15 protein-coding genes and 2 pseudogenes are annotated in these 19,277 nt (G+C 60.8%); 8 read left to right on the plus strand and 9 right to left on the minus strand.

Going from position 1 to position 19,277, the window contains the following annotated elements; all coding sequences use genetic code 11:
- The first annotated feature begins 32 nt into the window (after positions 1-32).
- Positions 33-974: a metallophosphoesterase family protein gene (locus C483_RS11390; RefSeq protein WP_006653508.1), complete on the plus strand. Its 942-nt coding sequence runs from the start codon at positions 33-35 to the stop codon at positions 972-974.
- 209 nt (positions 975-1,183) lie between these two features.
- On the opposite strand, the gene C483_RS11395 is transcribed toward C483_RS11390, so the two are convergent.
- Positions 1,184-1,543 carry a DUF7344 domain-containing protein gene (locus C483_RS11395; protein WP_049912606.1) on the minus strand — a complete coding sequence of 120 codons (360 nt, stop codon included), beginning with the start codon at positions 1,541-1,543 and terminating at the stop codon, positions 1,184-1,186.
- A 68-nt stretch (positions 1,544-1,611) separates the two neighbouring features.
- Positions 1,612-2,271 (minus strand): helix-turn-helix domain-containing protein, encoded by a 660-nt coding sequence (locus C483_RS11400; RefSeq protein ID WP_006653510.1) that lies wholly within the window; start codon positions 2,269-2,271, stop codon positions 1,612-1,614.
- A 644-nt stretch (positions 2,272-2,915) separates the two neighbouring features.
- On the opposite strand from C483_RS11400, the gene C483_RS11405 reads away from it, so the two are divergent.
- Positions 2,916-3,638: a retinitis pigmentosa GTPase regulator-like protein gene (locus tag C483_RS11405; RefSeq protein ID WP_152419874.1), complete on the plus strand. Its 723-nt coding sequence runs from the start codon at positions 2,916-2,918 to the stop codon at positions 3,636-3,638.
- 310 nt (positions 3,639-3,948) lie between these two features.
- Here C483_RS11405 and C483_RS11410 read toward each other — a convergent pair whose 3' ends face one another.
- Complete coding sequence (locus C483_RS11410) at positions 3,949-4,779, minus strand: IS5 family transposase (RefSeq protein ID WP_049912608.1); 831 nt, start codon at positions 4,777-4,779, stop codon at positions 3,949-3,951.
- Between the two features lie 417 nt (positions 4,780-5,196).
- Between C483_RS11410 and C483_RS11415 the strand changes: the two are divergent.
- Positions 5,197-6,508: pseudogene (locus C483_RS11415) on the plus strand (RNA-guided endonuclease TnpB family protein).
- 110 nt (positions 6,509-6,618) lie between these two features.
- On the opposite strand, the gene C483_RS11420 reads toward C483_RS11415, so the two are convergent.
- The 3 genes and pseudogenes from C483_RS11420 to C483_RS11430 all read right to left on the minus strand — a co-directional run bounded on the left by C483_RS11420 (position 6,619) and on the right by C483_RS11430 (position 10,720).
- A complete protein-coding gene (locus tag C483_RS11420) occupies positions 6,619-7,350 on the minus strand; it encodes a Yip1 family protein (protein WP_006653514.1) in 732 nt (243 codons plus the stop codon).
- 131 nt (positions 7,351-7,481) lie between these two features.
- Positions 7,482-7,712: a hypothetical protein gene (locus tag C483_RS11425; RefSeq protein WP_006653515.1), complete on the minus strand. Its 231-nt coding sequence runs from the start codon at positions 7,710-7,712 to the stop codon at positions 7,482-7,484.
- A gap of 87 nt (positions 7,713-7,799) precedes the next feature.
- Positions 7,800-10,720 (minus strand): annotated as a pseudogene (locus tag C483_RS11430) (PAS domain S-box protein).
- A 182-nt stretch (positions 10,721-10,902) separates the two neighbouring features.
- On the opposite strand from C483_RS11430, the gene C483_RS11435 reads away from it, so the two are divergent.
- The 3 genes from C483_RS11435 to C483_RS11445 all read left to right on the plus strand — a co-directional run bounded on the left by C483_RS11435 (position 10,903) and on the right by C483_RS11445 (position 15,461).
- Positions 10,903-12,990, plus strand: a complete 2,088-nt coding sequence (locus C483_RS11435; RefSeq protein WP_006653516.1) for a MutS-related protein — start codon at positions 10,903-10,905, stop codon at positions 12,988-12,990.
- A 195-nt stretch (positions 12,991-13,185) separates the two neighbouring features.
- Entirely contained in the window at positions 13,186-13,614 is a 429-nt protein-coding gene (locus tag C483_RS11440) for a DUF7539 family protein (RefSeq protein ID WP_006653517.1), read from the plus strand.
- 416 nt (positions 13,615-14,030) lie between these two features.
- Positions 14,031-15,461 (plus strand): amidohydrolase family protein, encoded by a 1,431-nt coding sequence (locus C483_RS11445; protein ID WP_006653518.1) that lies wholly within the window; start codon positions 14,031-14,033, stop codon positions 15,459-15,461.
- A 76-nt stretch (positions 15,462-15,537) separates the two neighbouring features.
- Here the strand turns inward: C483_RS11445 and C483_RS11450 are convergent, their stop codons facing one another.
- A complete protein-coding gene (locus tag C483_RS11450; RefSeq protein WP_006653519.1) occupies positions 15,538-16,038 on the minus strand; it encodes a hypothetical protein in 501 nt (166 codons plus the stop codon).
- Positions 16,031-16,711: a nucleotidyltransferase domain-containing protein gene (locus C483_RS11455; RefSeq protein ID WP_006653520.1), complete on the minus strand. Its 681-nt coding sequence runs from the start codon at positions 16,709-16,711 to the stop codon at positions 16,031-16,033. The genes C483_RS11450 and C483_RS11455 overlap by 8 nt, the downstream gene beginning before the upstream one ends.
- Positions 16,712-17,058: 347 nt before the next feature.
- Here C483_RS11455 and C483_RS11460 point away from each other — a divergent pair, with 347 nt between their 5' ends.
- Positions 17,059-18,189, plus strand: a complete 1,131-nt coding sequence (locus C483_RS11460; protein WP_006653521.1) for an ORC1-type DNA replication protein — start codon at positions 17,059-17,061, stop codon at positions 18,187-18,189.
- 122 nt (positions 18,190-18,311) lie between these two features.
- Positions 18,312-18,695 (plus strand): RidA family protein, encoded by a 384-nt coding sequence (locus C483_RS11465; protein WP_006653522.1) that lies wholly within the window; start codon positions 18,312-18,314, stop codon positions 18,693-18,695.
- Between the two features lie 145 nt (positions 18,696-18,840).
- Here C483_RS11465 and C483_RS11470 read toward each other — a convergent pair whose 3' ends face one another.
- Positions 18,841-19,110: a DUF7553 family protein gene (locus C483_RS11470; protein WP_006653523.1), complete on the minus strand. Its 270-nt coding sequence runs from the start codon at positions 19,108-19,110 to the stop codon at positions 18,841-18,843.
- Positions 19,111-19,277: the final 167 nt, after the last annotated feature.

The following is a 19,277-nucleotide window of genomic DNA, read 5'->3' on the forward strand; positions in this document are numbered from 1 at the left end:
CCCCACATCCATTCTGAGCGACCACTGATCAGATGGCACACCCACACACCGGTCAACTGCTCGCCCGGTTCGCCCGACCCACTACAGCCGAGCCGACGCGCATCGCCATCCTTTCGGATATCCACCTCGCAACCGATGCGACCGGCACCTGGAAGGTCTTTCACCGCACCGAACGCCACCTCCGGGCCGCCGTGTCGGCGGTCAACGACCGCGCGTTCGACGGCGTCGTCGTCGCCGGCGACCTGACGCGAAACGGAACGCCGCCCGAGTTCGACCTGTTCGACGAGCTCGCCGACCTCGAGCCACCCGCGGTCGCAGTCCCCGGTAACCACGACTTCCCGACGACGTTCGACGAGCACGAGTCACTGCCCGTCCGGACGTTCGAGGACCGGTATACACCCGACGGACTGCCGTTTCACGTCCAGTTCGGCGACCTCGACGTCTTCGGACTCGACAGCCACGCCGCGACCCCAGGCTCACCCGCCGAGACCTGGGACGGCCGCATCGACTCGGAACAACTGATGTGGCTCGACGAGGCCCTCTCCGCCGCAGATCCCGACACGTCCATCGTCGTCGTCCACCACAACCTGCCCGCGACGGGCGACCTCTACGAACGCTACCGCGCCGAACTCCCCGTCGAGGGAAGCGTTCCCGGCTTCACCAACCCCGAACCGCTGGTCAAACTGCTCGTCCAACACGATGTCTCGCTCGTCGTCACCGGCCACCTCCACTTCCCCGCCGTCGAACGGGCCGACGGCGTTACCGAACTCACCGTCCCCGCCGTCTCCTCGTTCCCTCACGCGCTCGTTGCACTCGAGTCCGATCCGCGCGGGACGACAGCACGATTGGTGCCGTTGACCGACGGGGCGGGGATGGTCGAGTCGATTGCCCACGGCTGGGAGAAGGATCGCGTGTTGCTGTCGGCGGCGCAGTTGGCAACGTTGCCGCTGGTCGAGGACGATGTACTCGAGTAGTCGAGTCCTTTTATTGGATATATTGAAATAATCAGAACATGATAAGAGATGGCTGCTGAATACAGAGCATGAGTGCAGCACACCGACTTTGTTTGTTTCACGCCAAAATAAGTGAATTATCTGCTCACTATACGTGCTTATTGACCGCACCTCCAATCAGACACCAGTAATCCACGCGCCATATCGCAGATAGAGTCACCTGAACGAACTCACAACTCAATTGGTTCGTCGAGATTCGGATCGGTACCGAGGATTGCAGATAGATGGGGCTGTAGTTGGTCGAACTGTTCCGTTGGTTCTACGAGTTGACGTTCTGAATCGTATTCAATAATCCCTGCCGATTCTAACTTTGGAATGTGCGTGTGATGTAGCGAAGACTGAATTTCCGTTAGCACCTCTTCAGAAGCGTCGGTAACTGGCATATGATGATTATGGGTGAGAATCGTACTCCTGAGATCATTCACCATCAATGAACGCTGTTCTGCGGCGAGTACCGCGAGGATGATGCGACGGTGCTCATCTCCACACAGGTCGAGCACCGTGTCGAACGGAATGGGACTCTCGCTCACTACATTATTTTCAGACGACCTGCCCGGATTACTCTCCTTTTTTAGTACCCAAGACGCTTTTATACTCTCTATCGAGAGGGAGCCGATACGTCGGAGAGCGTACTTCCGAGGATGTGTTTGATTCCACGGCGGAGTCTGGATGCGACGGCCTGCTGTGTGATGCCGAGTTCGTCGCCGATTTCTTCCATCGTCGCCTCGCGCGGGGATTCGAAGTATCCGCGCTCGTAGGCCAGCACCAGCGCCTCTTGTTGGGTGTCGGTAAGGGCCGCCTCGGTACCCGTCTCAACAGGCGTGAGCGCGTGAAGCTCCGTGAGCGTGATCGGGATGTCCAACTCTCGACAACGGGATTGAAAATCGGCTATATCACCACGGGTGTCACCACGAATATCGAACGTCCACTGCTCGTCCGTCCCGACGGCTTCGATGAGCGCGATCTGTGTCTCCGTCAACGTGGTCAACACGTCGTCGTAATCCACCGCCCACTCGACGCGCAACAGATGCTCGTCTTCGACGGAGTCGATGAACTGGATCCCCTTCACGCCCGGGTGCTCCAAGAACGCCCCTTCGACATCGTCAACTGTCGTTCCCCGTACCCAGAAGTACGGGATCACCACGTCTCGAGCGGGGATGATCCGCTCCAGTTCGACTGACACATCCGGCAGTTGCTTGAACACCGTTCCCAGCGGGAACTCGTCCGATGGAACGGTGAAAGAAGCCTCTGTAGCCATCATTCAACCCGTGGTTCCCTGAGCGTAAATACCCTCCACGGGACTGTGCAACCGAGTCACGAACAGATTCACGTTTCGTACGCGGCACCGACCCGGTATGTCTTTGCCCTGTACTGAGCGGTAACTACACATGCGGATGGAACGGTTACGCATTCCGCCACAGGCGGGCTACTTATTCTGTAACACGTTCGGACTACGATGTGTTCGAAAAACGCAAAAAGGAACAACACAGGGGCTGCAGGGAACCTTATCCATCACCACCTCTGCACTGTCTGCCAGTTCTATCTCTATCCAAAATCGATCCAAGTGGGTAACCTGCTGGTCACGTCTACTCGGCCCATCGAGGGTGGTGCGAAACGATACATGAGCCCCCCTGTACTCACTAATTGGCCAACCAGCGGTACGTCAATCCCCCTGTTCAGACCGGACAGTCTTCTCTCTCGTATGTACTCCATATCATCTATTACGCGCCACATACTGTTTGGAGAATAACAATTTAGCCGCCATTTTTCGACTTGCTGCTGCTGGCCGAAGAATACTCTCTATAGAGCCGATGATAGTACTTGATGTCCAGTAAGCCAGACGTGACCACTCCACACGAGAGGAGGACCAGACACGAAGACCGGAGGAGAAGCGAGGGGGAAATGACGACCAGCGATGAGGGGAGAAAGACTACTGAGAAAGGGAGCTCTCGTCCACGTCTAATTGATATAATCACTCTCATTGGCCTTGGGTACGTACTCCGAGATTGGTTTAGTTCAGTAAGCGAAAAGGTCGGTTCTGAGGGTAACACCTCCTCAAATCAGAGTCATAGGGTCACTGACACGGTCAAAAGTCGCACGTGGGGGATGACCCACGGTGCGGCTGATCAGGTCCAGAAGGGTGGTCAAAGAGTAGCAGAAAAGACGGAGGCGACGACGGAGAACGTCGCCAACCGAATTAGAGAGTCCAGCGAGGGGGTCAGCGATCAGATCGAAGAGGGAAGTAAACAGATCGGTCAGATGGCCGAAAACAGTGGTGAAGAGGCGGGTAAGATGCTCGAAGAGGCGGGCGAGACGCTCAAAGAAGGCGGTGAGGAGACAGCTGAGATGGTCGAAGAAAGTGGTGAAGAAGCAGCTGAAATGGTTGAAGAAGGTGGTGAGGAGACAGCTGAGATGGTCGAAGAAGGTGGCGATGAAGTAGGCGGAACGGTCCGAGAAGGCAGTGAGGAGACAGCTGAGATGGTCGAAGAAGGTGGTGAAGAAGTGGGTGAAATGGTCGAAGAAGGTGGTGAAGAAGTTGGCGAAATGTTCGGAGAAGGGGAAGACGATGATGAGGACACGAGAGAAAAAAATGAGGGACGGCGGAGAAACAGTCGAAATGACTGATGAGGAAACAATAGTAGAACGTATCCGTCAGACTATACTAAAATAGGAACCCCCCGAGAGATCGATATTGAACGCGCACAGTAAGTCGGTGAGCAGTTGGTTCCTCGTCGTTGACGCGAAAAAAGAAGCCGCTGTGCGGAACGCATCTTCTATATTCAACAGGCGACTTTTGGCATGTTTCGGTCAAATCAATAGCTGCCTTGGTAACTGCTTGTCCTGTACTGACCGACCGCTATCCTTTGCAGATTGGCGCTCAGATCGTGCCACATTCGTGCTTTGGGGCTTGTTTAGACGTGTGAGATCAGTGGTGTCAGAGCTTCACGGCTTGCTCGATGTTTCTGACGGCGGCCTTTAGGACGAGCTCTCTGAACTGGCCAAACCACGTTCTAGCCCGCAACGTCTCGCCGAACCGATGTTTCAGGGCGAAGAAAATCGCCTCGACGACCGACCGGCGATGATAGACGTTCTCGTCGTGGCGAGCGTTGTGCGCTTTGTCGAGTCCGTAGAACTCACGATGTTTGATCACTGGGCGGATGCCAGCGTCCCTGAGTTCGTGCCGGAGCGCGTCCCAGTCGTAGCTTTTGTCGGCGGTGATCGTGGTCAGCTGTGCCAGATTTCTCGTCAGTACCTGCCGTCCGACCTGAGTGTCGTGCGGTTGTTTCATCGAGCAGTGAATATCGATGATGACGCTAGTATCGCAGTCAACGAGCGCTGTCGTCTTGATATCGTCAAAGTTGTAGCCGACGCGGAGAACGTAGTGACGGCTGGCTTGATGTCGTTTGAACCCAGTTGCGTCAATCGCCTGAACGTCGCCGAGTTCGTGCAGCGAGACAGATAACCGCAGCAACACCCGCCAGATCCGCATTTTGAGATCCTGTTTCCGCGTGCAGACCGTAGTGAAATCCGGTAGCTGATCCACAGAAAGTCCGAGCTTAGCGGAGATTCCGGGCATCTCGTATAGGATATCGAGTAATCGGCGGTAGGGCTGGTTCAGGTACTCTCGAAGGCAGTGAATCGAGACGATCACCCAGTCAGCGTAGCCGCCGTCACCCTTCTCGACCGCCGGTGCTGGCTCACCAGTGACAGCGTTCTGGGACAAATCAACGCATTGGTCGGTGAAGCGGGCGAGTTGAGACGGCATACTCCCTGCTTCCTCACTCAACGCCACATAATCCCGGTCGAGACGGCAACTGATCGGCGTCTAAACACGGCCCGTGCTTTGTATTCAGCACAATCGCTGAATCCTATCACTCAGTGAGGATTCAACAGAGCCACTTTGTTTTGTTCTGCTCTGTTCTATCTTTAAACAGCGAGAGAATCCCGCCGTTCACGGCGGGCGTGAATTGCGTCACTCAACTACCCAACCCACAGTCTACAGCAGTCCGAATACCGAACGGAAGTTATTAGTGCCAAAATAACGTACAAATAGTTGTGCGAACTGAAATCGATATGGAGCGAGGGAGCGGTCTCCACGAACGGGTGAAAGAGTATGCCCGCGATAATGGCATCCGACATCCTCGAGCCTATGCTGAACTAATCGAGAAGGGATTAGACGCCAGTGACAACGATAACTAAGACGCTTCAAGCGACGTTTGCCCCACCGACAGCCCACAAGCAGTCGAAACTCAACGACCTGCTCGAAACCTACCGTGACGGTCTGCAAGAGGCGTTCAACGCCGGGGCAAGTACCATGTCGGCGGTGAGCGACATCGTGACACCCTATGACCTCCCGTATCAGGCCAAAGCTGCCCTCTGCAACTACGTTCCGAAACTCCGCAAGACGTACAACGCCGAGGAGTTGGACGACGAGCACCCGATACGGCTCACGAATCAGGCTGCGAAGTTCGACCACTCCGAAGAACGCGACTACGAGTTTACGTGGTGGGTTCCCCGTCCCGGTCGGGGAACGAACTTCTGGATACCGCTCCGCATCAACCCAGAACAAGAAAACCTCTGGCACGACCTCGTATCGGAGGACGCGAAGGCGGGCGAGATACGGCTTCAGAAACACCGGAAGAGCTGGGTACTGCACGTCACCGTCGAGTACCCAGTTGAACAACCAACGACAAACGGTGACGCCACGCACATCGGTTTAGACATCGGAGAAACCGCCCTCATCACGGGCTGTGCCCTCAAGGACGGTTCTCCGACTGACCCGTTTGTGTGTAGCGGAAGCAGAGCGAAGCATCTCCGCAAAGAGATGCACACCATCCTGAAACGCCTCCAAGAGCGTGACGCATCCGAGTGGCGGATTGACGACCGATTCAACCACTACCAGAACGCGCTTACCGACATCGTGGAGAAGGCGTCTCGGCAAGCCGTCGAATACGCCACACAGTTCGAGAATCCGGTGTTGGTGATGGAGGACTTGACATACATCCGCGAACGTCTTGACTACGGGAAGTACATGAACCGTCGACTTCACTCGTGGGCGTTCGCCCGCCTCCAAAGGCGCATCGAGGACAAGGCGACGGAAGCAGGCATCCCGGTCGAGTACGTGAATCCGGCGTACACCTCGCAGACGTGCCACTCGTGCTACCGTATTGGTCGGCGGGGATTCACAAGCCGAGTTCCGGTGTTCGAACGACGATTGCCACGTTTCGACGCTTCAGGCTGACATCAATGCTTCCGCGAATATCGCACGACGGGTTGACCCGTGGGGAGAGAGCGTCCCGCTTGACAAGGCGGAACGCAATGACTCGCCACGGGACGGGAGCGGTTGTGATACCGCCACGACTCACCGTGAGCAGAGCGTACCAGCGCAGATGACGCTCACGGCCTACGAAGAGTCGGAACCCTCTACCAGCGTTCACGAGACCGGAGGTCTCGTGCAGCCCGCCAGAACCTTCAGTTCTGGAGACGACGACTGACTGGTATTCCCCATGCGTGGGAAGCCTCGCCGTCGTCGGGCTACGCCCGACTGCCTGAGGGACCTTCGGTCCCTCTCCGTTTACGGCGAGGAGGATGTCACTCTGTCCTGCTAGGCCAGACTGAGCAGCAATACGATCGAGAGTGGGATACCGACTGCGACGCCGGCGGCCGCTCGCGACAGATCGGCATCTTGCTGGAGGCCGCCGGTAAGGAGGGCCCACTGCCAGACCACGGTTGCGATGGTGGCGACGGCCAGGACGGGCTCGACGGGGCCGAGCGCAGTCTCGATCACGTTCGGTGCCTGCTCGAGCTGGGTGATCGTCTCGTCCGAGAGTGCGTAGGCGATTGCGAGCAAGCCGGCCGTCAGTCGCGCGAACTCTGGGACGGCTGCCCAGCCCGCCAGTGCGAAGGTCCCCCCAAGCGAGGGCGACCCGTTCGCGAGTCTGCCGGCGGCGAACAGGACGAGACCGCCGACGAGCCACATGACGAACGGAAGGACGGCCACGTAGCCGACGTAGTCAGTCGCCGCCTCGTATACGAGCGAGCCGCCGTCGCGTTCGATGGTTTCCGGTTCGTCGCAGTTGCTCGTCTCGTGCATCTCGCCGGCGGGACCGTCGCACACCCATTCTGGGGGTCGATTCGGATTGTCGACTGCCACCGTCCCGTCGATCGTCCCGCCGAGGATCGACGCGATGAAATAGATCGAGAGGACGAGCGCAATCGCGAACGTGACGACGATGCCGATCGCGACCGGGAGCGTTGTGGCAGGTTCGTGTTCCTCGAAGAATCTCGACGGACTCCGGAGGAACAGGGAGAGGGAGTGCAGCAGGGACCGTTCCATACTGCATGCCGTTTCACGTCGAACAGTTAGCTCTGTTGATCAGTCCGCGGGTTCGTCGGTGAGAACGAAATCGCTTCTTGGGCCGGCTACGAACTGGCCGACCGCTTAGGTTGGCACTTCCTCGTCCGGACTCAAGCCGGCTGCGAACTCGAGTGCTCCGACTCGTCGCGCCGGATCAAACTCGCGAGTCCGTGTGCGACCAGCCCGATTACGGCCCACTTCCAGGCGAGGACCGCGACGGCGAGCAGCAAAATCGCGCGGGCGTTGTGTCCACGGTCGAGCGCGCGTTTCATCTCTGCGAGGACGGAGACGACGGTGAACGACCGCGTCGCCTTCGACCCGAGGAATCGTTTGAGTACCATGTCCGTCGTTGGGACGCACGCCGGATAACGACGGTCCCGTAGACCGCAAGCGCCAGTCACCGCCCCGTCGTGCTCCCGCAGTCGTTCTCACTCTGCCGCCGGTATCGTAAACGAAACCGTCGTCCACTCGTCCGGTTCGCTCTCGAGCCACATCTCGCCGTCGTGGCGTTCGACGATCCGCTGGCAGAGCGCGAGCCCGATCCCCGTCCCCGGATACTCCTCGCGGGTGTGCAACCGTTCGAACACCTCGAACACCCGCTCCTGATCCGACGGCTCGATTCCGATTCCCTCATCATGGACCGAAATCACCCACTCACGGCGTCGATTGCGGACACGAGACTCGGCATCGACGCGTATCCGCGGGCGCTCGTCGCCGCTGTACTCGAGTGCGTTCTCGAGCAGATTCTGGAAGACCTGTCGCAACTGGTTGGCATCGCCCTGGACGCGAGGGAGGCCGTCCTCGGTCACCGTGAGTTCGGCGTTCGTCTCACCGATCTGTAGCTGGAGGTCTTCGCGGACGTTTGCGAAGATATGGTCGAGGTCGACGGGCTCAAGGGGGTCACCGCGCGTTTCGACGCGGGAGTAGGCGAGCAGGCCGTCGATCATCCGGCGCATTCGATCCGCGCCATCGATGGCGTACTCGAGGAACTCCTCGCCGTCCTCGTCGAACGCGTCGCTGTAGCGCCGTTCGAGCAACTGGAGATAGCTCGAGACCATCCGCAGGGGTTCTTGTAAGTCGTGGGAGGCCGCGTAGGCGAACTGCTCGAGGCGGTGGTTCGATTCCTCGAGTCGCGCAACCGTCTCCTCGAGCTTGCGCTGATTCTCCTTGCGCTCGGTGATGTCGTGGGCCATCGTCATCCCGGCGAAGACGGTCCCCTCACTGTCGGTTACCGGAACCGCGTACAGCACCCATTCCCTGCCGTCGTGCCGGAGTTCGACCGATCGTTTCTCGCCCTCGAGTGCGCTTCGAAGCACGGGCTCGAGTGTTTCTCGCACCTCCGGCGTCCAGGTGTCCTCGAAGTTCGAGCCTTCGATCTCGGCGGGGTCTTCGTCGATCATCTCGAAGCCCCGGCCCGCCGCGAGGGTGTACTCGAGGTCGTGGTCGAACAGGGTGACGACGCCGTTCGGGAAGTACTCGGCGATGGTCCGGTAGCGCTGTTTCGACTCCTCTAACGCCTGCTCGCGCTGCTTTCGATCGGTGACGTCCCGGAAGTAGACTGAGATACCGGTTTCGGATGGGTAGAGGTTGGCCTCGACCCAGAATCCGAGTCGGGGATAGTAGAGTTCGTAGTGCGTTGCGACCTGTTCGTCCCGTGCCGTATGGAACGCATCCCAGACGTCGTCGATCTCGGCGGCTGACGGGAAGACGTCCCAGAGGCGCTCCCCGAGGAGGTCCTCTTCGGGGTGACCGAGCAGTTCCTCGGCACGGTCGTTGACGAGCGTGAATCGAAACTCGTTATCGACTGCGTACAGCGCGTCGGACACCCGGTTGAAAACGCGCTGGAGCTCGGTCTCGAGTTCCCGTTCACGATTTCGTCGGTCGGTCATATCGCGCGTTACCTTCAGAAACCCCTGATGAGTGCCGTCGTCGTCCCAGACGGGTGTGATCGTGACGTTTGCCCAGAACTGTGATCCGTCCTGTCTGACGCGCCACCCCTCGTCCTCGACCGAGCCCGTCTCGAGTGCAATCCGGAGATTCCGTTCGGGAACGTTCGCTTCTCGGTCCTCGTCGGTGTAGAACACCNCCCCTCGTCCTCGACCGAGCCCGTCTCGAGTGCAATCCGGAGATTCCGTTCGGGAACGTTCGCTTCTCGGTCCTCGTCGGTGTAGAACACCGAGAAGTGCTCGCCGAGGATTTCCGCCCGGTCGTACCCCTTGGTCTGGCGTGCGCCCTCGTTCCAACTGATGATACGGCCGTTCTCGTCGAGTCGGAAAATTGCGTACTCCTCGACGGTGTCGACGAGGGTGTTGAACGCCTCCTGGCTCTTCCTGAGCTTTCCTTCCGAACGTTTTCGGTCGGTGATGTCGTCGTAGAACTCGACACGACCGCCGGCGTAGGGGCCGGTCTCGATCGGTTTGCTCTGGCACTCGAGCCAGCGCTCGCCGTGTTCGTCGACGAGTTTGAACTCGAGATAGTTGCTGACGGCTGTGTCATCGGTTGTGTGGCTGTCCGTGCGGTCACCTTCGGTTTCGTGTGGGTTGTCGCTTACTTTAGCGCCGATTTTGCCTCGGTTCTTGCCCTCGTTCTTCCTCCCGTTTCTGCCCACAGTATCGCTAACTCGGCTGACGAACGAGGCGGGTTCGACGACCCGGTCAGCAAGCTGGTCTTCGATGACAGTGCGTTTTGACTGTCCGAGAACTGACTCGCGATCGAGATCGAGGAACGCTTCGGCGGTTTCGTCGAGCCACCTGATCGTCCGGGACTCGTCGAGGACGATTGCACCGATGTTGGCTCCGTTCAGAGCGCTTCTGATGGAGTCTGCCGAGGCGCGATCCGTGTTCGAAGCGGCCGATGCCGAGCCCTGTTCTTCATTCTGGCTCGTTTCCAAGCTGGCCGCAGACGTTTCACGGTAGTTTCGGATGAAACAGAGCACACTCTTTCTCTCTCCTTCTCCCTCTCTTTCGTCTTCGTGCGTCTCTCCCATTGGTGGGACCTGCGTAACCCGCACGGTGCAGGACACGTCGTCCCCGTTGGCGGTTCGGACATCGACGACGGTTTCGACGACGGGTTCGTCCTCGGGATTGGACCCGAGAACGTCGTTGATCGCCGCGATACCTGCATCGTCGAAAACTGTCGAAATGTGGGCGTTCGTGAGTTCCTCACCCGGGTAGCCGGTGACCGATCGAAAGCCATCGTCGACGAGTTCGATACACCCCTGTTCGTTACACTGACAGAGTCCACCGTCGACCATCCGCGCGAGAGAACGGTAGCGTTCCAACTCCCGTTCCTCATCCCCAACCTCGGCAGTTCCCCAGAGCGTCCCGGACGCTCCCAATCGACGCGACATACACATCCGAAAGTCACCGAGAAGGATAAGCGCCGTGGCGTCTCTTGCAGTGTGCCCTGTGCCCGTTTCGAGGGCTGAAACTGCGCAATTCGACTGCCTGACGATCATTGCTGGGTGATACCACACCGTCTCCGTCGGGCGGGAGCTTTTTCTCGCTCCGGTTGGATACGACCGTCGAGAACATGGACCTCGAGTCGATTCCGGGTGTCGGCGAGAAGACCGCCCGGGCGCTGTCGGATCTCGACGATCCCGAGCGAGCGCTTCGCGCGGGTGACGTTGCGACGATCGCGTCCGCTCCCGGCATCACGCAGGGACGGGCCGCCCGGATCGCACGCGGTGCAATCCGGCGCGAACACGACGACCCCGGCGGCTTCCTCGCCACCGACCGCGCCAGAGAGATCTACCGCGAGGTCCTCTCGTTGCTCAAAGAACGTACGGTCACGGCCTACGCCGCCCAGCGCGTCGAGACGTTCTACCCGAGCCCGCGCCGTTCGCGCATCGAGGAGGTCCAGACGTTCGCGCGCGAATCTATCTCACGCGAGGCCGACCCCGCCATCCTCGAGGCACTCGAGGGCGTCGAACCACTCCGAACGCCCGGCGACGTTCGCGTCCGCGAGCGCTGTCTCGCGACGACCGACGCCGAGCGCTACTCCGCGGCTCGCGAGGCAATTCCCGAACTCTCCGTCGAAGTCGTCGAGGACGCCCAGGGACTCGCCGAACTCGCTCGCGGCTACTCGACCGTCATCGCGCTCGACGAATCCTTCGCCGGCGTCACCGTCGAGGGCGATGTCCAGGTCAGACCGGACGCACTCGAGACGCCCGCCGAAATCGTCCCCGAGCGCCCGCTCGCGTTCTTCGCGCGAAACCGGGATCGAATCACCGCCGCGATCGACGTTCACCGGACCGCTGGCCTCGCAGATGAGGTCGACTGCGACCTCGATGCACTCGAGGACGGCCTCTCGCGACTCGAGCCGGATGGCACCGTCGCCGGCGACGACGAACTCGACCGACTGACGGTCGCCGCTGACGATTTAGACGCCGCGGTCGGCACCGCAGAAACTGTCGCGAACGACCACCTCCGGGACGCGATCCGCGAGGAGGACGTGACCATCGAGGGCTCGGACCTCCTCTCGCTTGTCGAACGCGGCGCTGGCGTCGACTCGCTGCTCTCTCGGGAACTCGCAGACGAGTTCGCCGCAGCCGTCGCCGCCGCGCGCGAGTACCTGATCGACTCGCTCGACCTCGACGCGGGCGAGGCCGAACTCGCACGGCGCATCTTCGGCGACGAACCGACGTTCCCGGTCGAACGCGACGAGGACGCCACCGCTCGACTGCGCGAGGAACTCGTCGCGGCCAAGGAGCGCCGCGCTGGCAAACTCAAGCGCGAACTGGCGGCCGACCTCGCCGATCAGCGCGACGGCGCGCGCGAACTCGTCCGGGCTGCACTCGAGTTGGATGTCGAACTCGCGATCGCCCGCTTTGCTGAGGACTTTGGGTGTACGATGCCCGAGTTCGTCTGGGACGCTGACGGCGGCGGCGGTAGCGGCGGCAGTGGCGGTGATACCGCCACGAACGCCAACACCGGCTTCACCATCGAGGCCGGTCGCTCGCCCCTGCTCGACGAACCACTCGAGGCCATCGACCCCGTCGACTACGAGGTCGCTGGTGTCGCACTCCTCTCGGGGGTCAACAGCGGCGGGAAGACCTCGCTGCTCGACCTCACCGCGAGCGTCGTCGTCCTCGCCCACATGGGGCTGCCCGTCCCCGCCGAGCGCGCGCAACTGCGGCGCTTCGACGACTTACACTACCACGCGAAGACCCAGGGCACCCTCGACGCCGGCGCGTTCGAGTCCACTGTTCGCGAGTTCGCCGACCTCGCACAGGGTGGTGAAGGCTCGCTCGTGCTCGTCGACGAACTCGAGAGCATCACCGAACCGGGCGCGTCGGCGAAGATCATCGCCGGGATTCTGGAAGCCTTGCACGAAAACGGCGCGACGGCGGTCTTCGTCTCCCACCTGGCGGACGAGATCCGCGAGATGGCCGGCTTCGCGGTGACCGTCGACGGCATCGAGGCCGTCGGACTGGTCGAGGGAGAACTCGAGGTGAACCGCTCGCCGGTGAAGAACCATCTCGCGCGCTCGACGCCGGAACTGATCGTCGAGAAGCTAGCGACCGAGGCTGGGACTGATGATTCGGTGCGCGCAAACGGCGGCACCGAGACCGTGTCGGAGCCCCAGTTCTACGACCGGCTACTCGAGAAGTTCGAGTGAGCGCCCGCCGAAATTCCTGTTCGGATAGCGCTCGGGTAGAGACTGGTGTTTGCCCTCTCTGGGATACTCGTTCTGGGGATTGCCGGAGCGGGAACCGGATGATCGTACCGGACGATGCCCGAGGACTCGGTTCGTTCGATGGGGCCGCCGGCCGTTGGCGCAAACGTTGATTGAGCTGGCTCCCGTCCATAGTCTATGGTCGAGTTACCGGCTGAGCAACACCTCGTCATCCGAGCGCGATCGCACTTGGAGCAGTGGACGAACAACGCCCGGACGAAGGCGTACGAGGAGCTGTTCGAGGGTGATGCACCGATCCTCACCGCTGACGAACTGCACCGTCTCGATGCGTTTGATTCCCAGCTGGAACGACACGGCGGCGATGGCGTCTGGGGAACGGATCAGTACGGCATTCACACTGCTGGGGCCACGAGTTCGGATCGCCCGCTCGGCGTGGTCTGCGTGTATCACCCCCACATCACCGAAGACTCCGTTCTTCGGGGTGGTGATGGGATAGATGACGAGACCGAAGAGCGACTCAATGCCGCGCTCTGGCGGTACAGCGAGCGCGTCGCAACGCTCATCGAAGAGGAACTCGACGAGTTCCTCCGTCAAACCGAGGGCTAGACCCAATCCGATTCCATCTCCCGAGAACGTGAGGTAGTATAGCGATGATCGGTGCGATGCGGACGGCCCTCCGCCTGGCCGGAAGCGGCTTCGATACAGCGGGTACTGGCGTTGTTGTTCTAGAAACGCAGCGACAGTTGCCGTCAACATGACCGTGACCGTGACCGTGAGCGTCGTTTAGCGATCACTGCGCGGGCGCACTTGCTGGATCAACTGATCTGGATTCGCACACGTTCTGGCTACCGAACTCGTATGACAAACTACTGCTCTAGTACAACTGCAACTATTCACACACTGATCGCGTAGCCCTCATGCGATCAGGTGCGCACTGCCTTGCAGTGGCTACCATCGTTCCGCTCACATCAGCGGGCTGCCGGTTCACGACTCCTTTTTGCCGTTCTGTTCATTGAACAGGTATGGGTGCAGATCTTGCAATCACGAACGCGCTCGCACTCACGATGCGCGACGGCCGGCTCGGAATCGTCGAGAACGCTACTATCGCCGTCGAGAACGACGAGATCAGTTCCGTTGGCCCCGCCGACGAGTTCGACGGCAATCCGGCGCGAACCATCGACGGAAGCGGCCGGGTCGTCCTCCCCGGACTGGTGAACGTCCACGCCCACACCGGCCTGACACTGCTTCGCGGCGGCGCGCAGGACGTGCCCGAAATCGAGTGGATGAACCGCGCGCTCGGCCCACTCTCGGAGGCGATGACTCCCGACGACGAAATCGCCGGCGCGCGACTCGGCGTCCTCGAGGCGCTGCGCTCGGGTGTGACCACCGTCGGCGAGTACGCGGCCGATGTCGCGGACCTCGTCGACGCGGTCTACGATCCGATGGGCGTCCGCGTCGTCGCCGCGGAGACGATCAACGCCGTCGACGACGCCGCGGCAGATCTCGGGCCAGACGAGCCGTACCCGCTCGACGACGAGCAGGGCTGGGCGGGACTCGAGCGCAACGAAGACCTGTTCGAGACCTACGCCGACCACGAGCGCGTCTCGTGTCTCTACGGTCCGCAGGCACTCGACATGGTCCCGCCCGAACTACTCGAGACGATCCGCGACCGGGCAATCGAGCACGACCGGGGCATCCACATGCACGTCGCGCAGGGCGAGCGCGAGCACCGCCAGATCCAGGCTCGCTACGGTGCAAACGAGACGACCGTCAGCGTTCTCGACGATCTCGGAATCGTCTCGGAGCGCCTGCTCGCGGCCCACCTCCACAACGCCACGGCCGCAGAACGCGAGCACCTCGCTGACGCCGGCGTGCGGATGGCTGCGAACCCGAGTTCGATCGCCGCCATCGACGGCATCACGCCGCCGATCGATGAGTACCGCGAGTACGGCGGCGTCGCCGGCATCGGGACGGATCAGGCACCCGGTCCGGGCGGGCACGACTTCCTGCGAGAGCTGCGGACCACGGCGCTGCTCGCGAAGACCAAGCGGACCGATCCGACTGCCTTCCCCGCGTGGGAGGCACTTCGCGTCGCGACCATCGAGGGCGCAAAGACGCTGGGGATCGACGACCGCGTCGGCTCACTCGAAGTCGGCAAACGCGCCGATCTCGTCGTGCTCGACCTCGACCACCCCTCGACCGCACCCGTCGTGTCAAAGCCGCTGCAGACGGCCGTCCCGAATCTGATCTACGGCGCGAACGCCGGCCTCGTCGACACAGTCGTCGTCGACGGCGAGGTGGTACTCGAGAACGGTGCGGTCACGACGGTCGATGAAGAGGGGGTACTCGAGTCGGCGAACGAGCGCGCTGCGGCAGTCTTCGATCGTGCGGGTGATGCGTGGCGCGCGGCTGATTCCGAGCTCGTGGGTCGAGTGGAGGATGGTTGGCTCTGAACGGTGATACCTGAGAGTCGACAGCTGACGTTGGTGTCGGTATCGGCGTCGACGTCGATGTCGACGTAGGCCGTGACTATGAACCCGTCTCGGTGCACAGGCACTCGTGGCCCTGCGACGACCGGCCGATGACGAAGGCGTGGATCTCAGTGGCAAGTGCAAACATCGCCTGAGCCCGTTCTGCTGAGGCCAGTCCGTCCTGATAGTACGTTTTTGCCCGATGGTCGCGCCAGAGGTCGGCGAGGTCCGCAGCCATAGATTCAGAAACAGTGCCGACCGCGGCTGCTTCTCGATACACACCGGAATGCGTTCCGGGAAGATCGTTCGGCTCCATCGTCCTGCGTTCGAGGAGTCGAAACTCGACTGTTCGTTCGATTGCGACGAACGAGGCCTCGATGACGAGCGTGTAGTATCCCGCCTCACGCAGGGCGGCAGCACCGGCGAGCAGTCGGCACGCCTTCCGTAGCTGGAGGAGCGCTGCGTCCGTCACATCGAGTCCGGATTCGATCGCTGTCGGCCGTCGGTCGAACGCTGCCTGTGCGTCGGCGATGAACTGTTCGATTCGCGTACTACTCACCGCCAATCACCGCCTTCCGGAGCGATTGCAGTTGCTCACTGCCGTACACCGTGACGCCCTCCGTGAAAATCTCGCGGAGCTTCGGCCCTGCTCGACGTGAACTCGCTGTGGATTCGACGTACGGTTCGAAGTCGAACCGGTCCCCATCGAACCGTTGCTCCTGGAGGCCGGCAACAACGTCGGCGATCATGCGACGGGCCGTTGTCCGGTCGCCGTCGACCACGACGAACAGGTCGATGTCGCTCTGTCGGTCGGCTTCGCCTCGAGCGACGCTTCCAAACACGACGATGCCGACAACGTCGTCGATCTCATCGGCATCACTGGCTGCCTCACGGATGTGCGTCACGACAGTCCGAATCGGCGCGTGGAACTCCGATTGTTCGATCGCGAGTATCGGGTCGTCCTTCTGGAGCCGATCCGGATTTATCGAGACGTAGTTTCGCCGTGCTGTTTTTCGGATTCGAACGGCACCGATACTGTCGAGGAGATCGACAGCTCGCCAGACCGTCGACCGAGTGACATCCGTTGCGTCGACGAGATCTGGGATCGTAAACTCCGTCTCGTGGGCATCGGCCAAGAGCCGGAGGATATCGTCCGCAGCCCCGATACGAAACACGTCGGTCTCCGCATCTGGATACGCATCGATGCAGATCGTCACGTTCTGTTGCGCCATTTCGGACACTATCTGATTTTGTGCAACGGAACATAAATAGATAGCGTGCTCTTCCGCAGCACGTGCGCACCGTGCCGGCGTTGGCGGCTGGCTGCTTGCGAATCCGAGCCCGATCGCCGCCATTGGTAGCGGAACACGGTACTCGAGAGCCGCGAGCGATGCGTGGCGCGCGGCTGACTCCAAACTTGTAGGCCGAGTGGAGGACGGCTGGCTCTGAACAGTGACCGCTGGGAGCTGAACCATCGGTGCGATGAGAGCCGACCATCGGTGTGGATCACGGCTGTCGAACGGGTCAGAACCCGATAGACAGCAAACAACTAAGTAACTTGGACAGCGTGGTGAAAGTGATGGCAGACGACCCCGAGGAGGGGATGTTGTCGTGGGACGAATCCGTGTTTCGGGACGAGCACGTCTTCGAGATCGACTACGTTCCCGAGACGTTCCAGCACCGCGAGGGCCAGATGCGAAACCTGACGTACGCACTTCGGCCAGCGGTGCGTGGTTCGCGCCCGCTCAACGTCGTGGTTCGCGGCCCGCCGGGCACCGGCAAGACGACCTCGATCCAGAAACTGTTCGACGAGGTCGGCGCACAGACCAGCGACGTGCGGACCATCCGCGTCAACTGCCAGGTCAACGCGACCCGCTACTCGGTGTTCTCGCGACTGTTCGAGGGCACCTTCGACTACGAGCCGCCCTCGTCGGGGATTTCCTTCAAGAAACTGTTCAGCCAGATCGCGGAGAAACTCGTCGAGGACGACCGCGTCCTCGTCGTCGCCCTGGACGATGTCAACTACCTCTTCTACGAGAACGAGGCCTCCGACACGCTCTACTCGCTGCTTCGCGCCCACGAGGAACACCCTGGCGCGAAGATCGGCGTCGTCGTCGTCTCTTCCGATCCCGCACTCGACGTCATCGACGAACTCGACTCCCGCGTCCAGAGCGTTTTCCGCCCCGAGGACGTCTACTTCCCGGTCTACGACCAGCCCGAAATCGTCGACATCCTCGACGAGCGCGTCCGCCGGGGCTTCCACGACGGTGTTATCGGCCGGGAGACACTCGAGTACGTCGCCGAACTGACGGCCAACAGCGGCGACCTTCGGGTGGGGATCGACCTCCTGCGCCGGGCGGGGCTCAACGCGGAGATGCGTGCGAGTCGCAGCGTCGAACGCCAGGATGTCGAGGAGGCCTACGAGCAGTCGAAGTACATCAACCTCTCGCGGTCGCTGTCGGGGTTGACCGACACCGAGCAGACCTTACTGGAGGTTATCGCCCACCACGACGGCGAGCAGGCTGGCGAGGTGTACGAAGCCTTCCGCGAGCAGACGGATCTCGGCTACACCCGCTATTCGGAAATCGTGAACAAGCTCGACCAGCTCGGGTTGATCGACGCCGAGTACGCAGAGGTCGACGGTCGCGGCCGCTCGCGGTCGCTGTCGCTGTCCTACGAGAAGGACGCCGTGCTGGATCGACTCGAGTAAGCCGCCGACTGCGCCGACCGGTCAGTGTGGATTCACCGCCCGCTCGCAAATTTATCGACTCAGAGCTGTGCTCGGTTGCGCGACCTTCTGTTTTATCGTGGTCGCAGCTGTGGAGGTGAACGATGGAGCCAGTTACGACAGACGGCGCGCCGTCGTTCACCGATCTGTATTCGCTGCCGATCGGGCAGGGAATGATCCACGGAGAGACGCTACACGCTGCACAGCTCCCCGGCGATCCAGAGACCGGCGAGATCGTCGGCGAGACGATGAGCGAGCAGGCCGAACGGACGCTCGATAACATCGAAGCGACCCTTGAGGCGGGCGGGTCATCCTTCGACGACGTCATCAAGGTAACTGTGTACGTCACTGATCTCGATTCATTCGATGAGTTCAACGAAGTCTACGCACAGTACGTCTCTGAGCCATATCCGGTTCGGTGTGTCGTCGAAGTCTCCGACCTCGCTGCAACAGCCATGGTCGAAGTCGATGTCGAAGCCGCCGTCTGATACGGTCTGCTGCGGGTCTGTTCCGGTGCAACTGCTGGACGGGGCACGGTTTCACCGGTAAACCGTTCCAGTGACTCGTCAAGCCCAGTCTTTGTGAATGGTGAGTCTCTGAGTAAATTATCTGGTGTTTTGTGAGGTATTGCACTCAGGCTTGATCGATCTGTTCGCGATACTCTTCTGCGATCTCGAGTGCGTTGTCGATCCGGTCTTGTGTGTCGGTGTCCGTTCGCTCGCTGAGCTGTCTGAGCTGGTTGAGATGCTCGTCGAGAATCGCGTGATCGGGTTCGTGATCCCCGACAGTGTAGTCTTTGAACGAATCGGCGACCTCGCGGATATCCTCGCGAGCGCCGTCGTCGTCGGCCGTCTTCGCCGCCTCCTCGAGTTCGTCGCGCGCCTGCGCTAGTTCCTGAACCATGTGCGAGGCCACAACGACCCGCCCTATAACGGTTAGCGTGGCACCTGAATAGGTGGTTGTTTCGCACCGTTCAAATCCGTTTCAGTCTGTTTTCCATCCGGCGTTCTGCGTTCAACATCGTGTTGGTCGACTGCCATCAGGGAATGACTGATTACCTCTTATCGAGA

The organism is Natrialba hulunbeirensis JCM 10989 (genome assembly GCF_000337575.1).
GTDB lineage: Archaea > Halobacteriota > Halobacteria > Halobacteriales > Natrialbaceae > Natrialba > Natrialba hulunbeirensis.

Excerpts from the sequence above, each read along its gene's own strand:
- C483_RS11390 (WP_006653508.1), top strand. The coding sequence starts at position 33 with ATGGCACACCCACACACCGGTCAACTGCTCGCCCGGTTCGCCCGACCC.
- C483_RS11400 (WP_006653510.1), bottom strand. The coding sequence starts at position 2,271 with ATGGCTACAGAGGCTTCTTTCACCGTTCCATCGGACGAGTTCCCGCTG.
- C483_RS11405 (WP_152419874.1), top strand. The coding sequence starts at position 2,916 with ATGACGACCAGCGATGAGGGGAGAAAGACTACTGAGAAAGGGAGCTCT.
- C483_RS11410 (WP_049912608.1), bottom strand. The coding sequence starts at position 4,779 with ATGCCGTCTCAACTCGCCCGCTTCACCGACCAATGCGTTGATTTGTCC.
- C483_RS11420 (WP_006653514.1), bottom strand. The coding sequence starts at position 7,350 with ATGGAACGGTCCCTGCTGCACTCCCTCTCCCTGTTCCTCCGGAGTCCG.
- C483_RS11425 (WP_006653515.1), bottom strand. The coding sequence starts at position 7,712 with ATGGTACTCAAACGATTCCTCGGGTCGAAGGCGACGCGGTCGTTCACC.
- C483_RS11435 (WP_006653516.1), top strand. The coding sequence starts at position 10,903 with ATGGACCTCGAGTCGATTCCGGGTGTCGGCGAGAAGACCGCCCGGGCG.
- C483_RS11440 (WP_006653517.1), top strand. The coding sequence starts at position 13,186 with ATGGTCGAGTTACCGGCTGAGCAACACCTCGTCATCCGAGCGCGATCG.
- C483_RS11445 (WP_006653518.1), top strand. The coding sequence starts at position 14,031 with ATGGGTGCAGATCTTGCAATCACGAACGCGCTCGCACTCACGATGCGC.
- C483_RS11455 (WP_006653520.1), bottom strand. The coding sequence starts at position 16,711 with ATGGCGCAACAGAACGTGACGATCTGCATCGATGCGTATCCAGATGCG.
- C483_RS11460 (WP_006653521.1), top strand. The coding sequence starts at position 17,059 with ATGGCAGACGACCCCGAGGAGGGGATGTTGTCGTGGGACGAATCCGTG.
- C483_RS11465 (WP_006653522.1), top strand. The coding sequence starts at position 18,312 with ATGGAGCCAGTTACGACAGACGGCGCGCCGTCGTTCACCGATCTGTAT.
- C483_RS11470 (WP_006653523.1), bottom strand. The coding sequence starts at position 19,110 with ATGGTTCAGGAACTAGCGCAGGCGCGCGACGAACTCGAGGAGGCGGCG.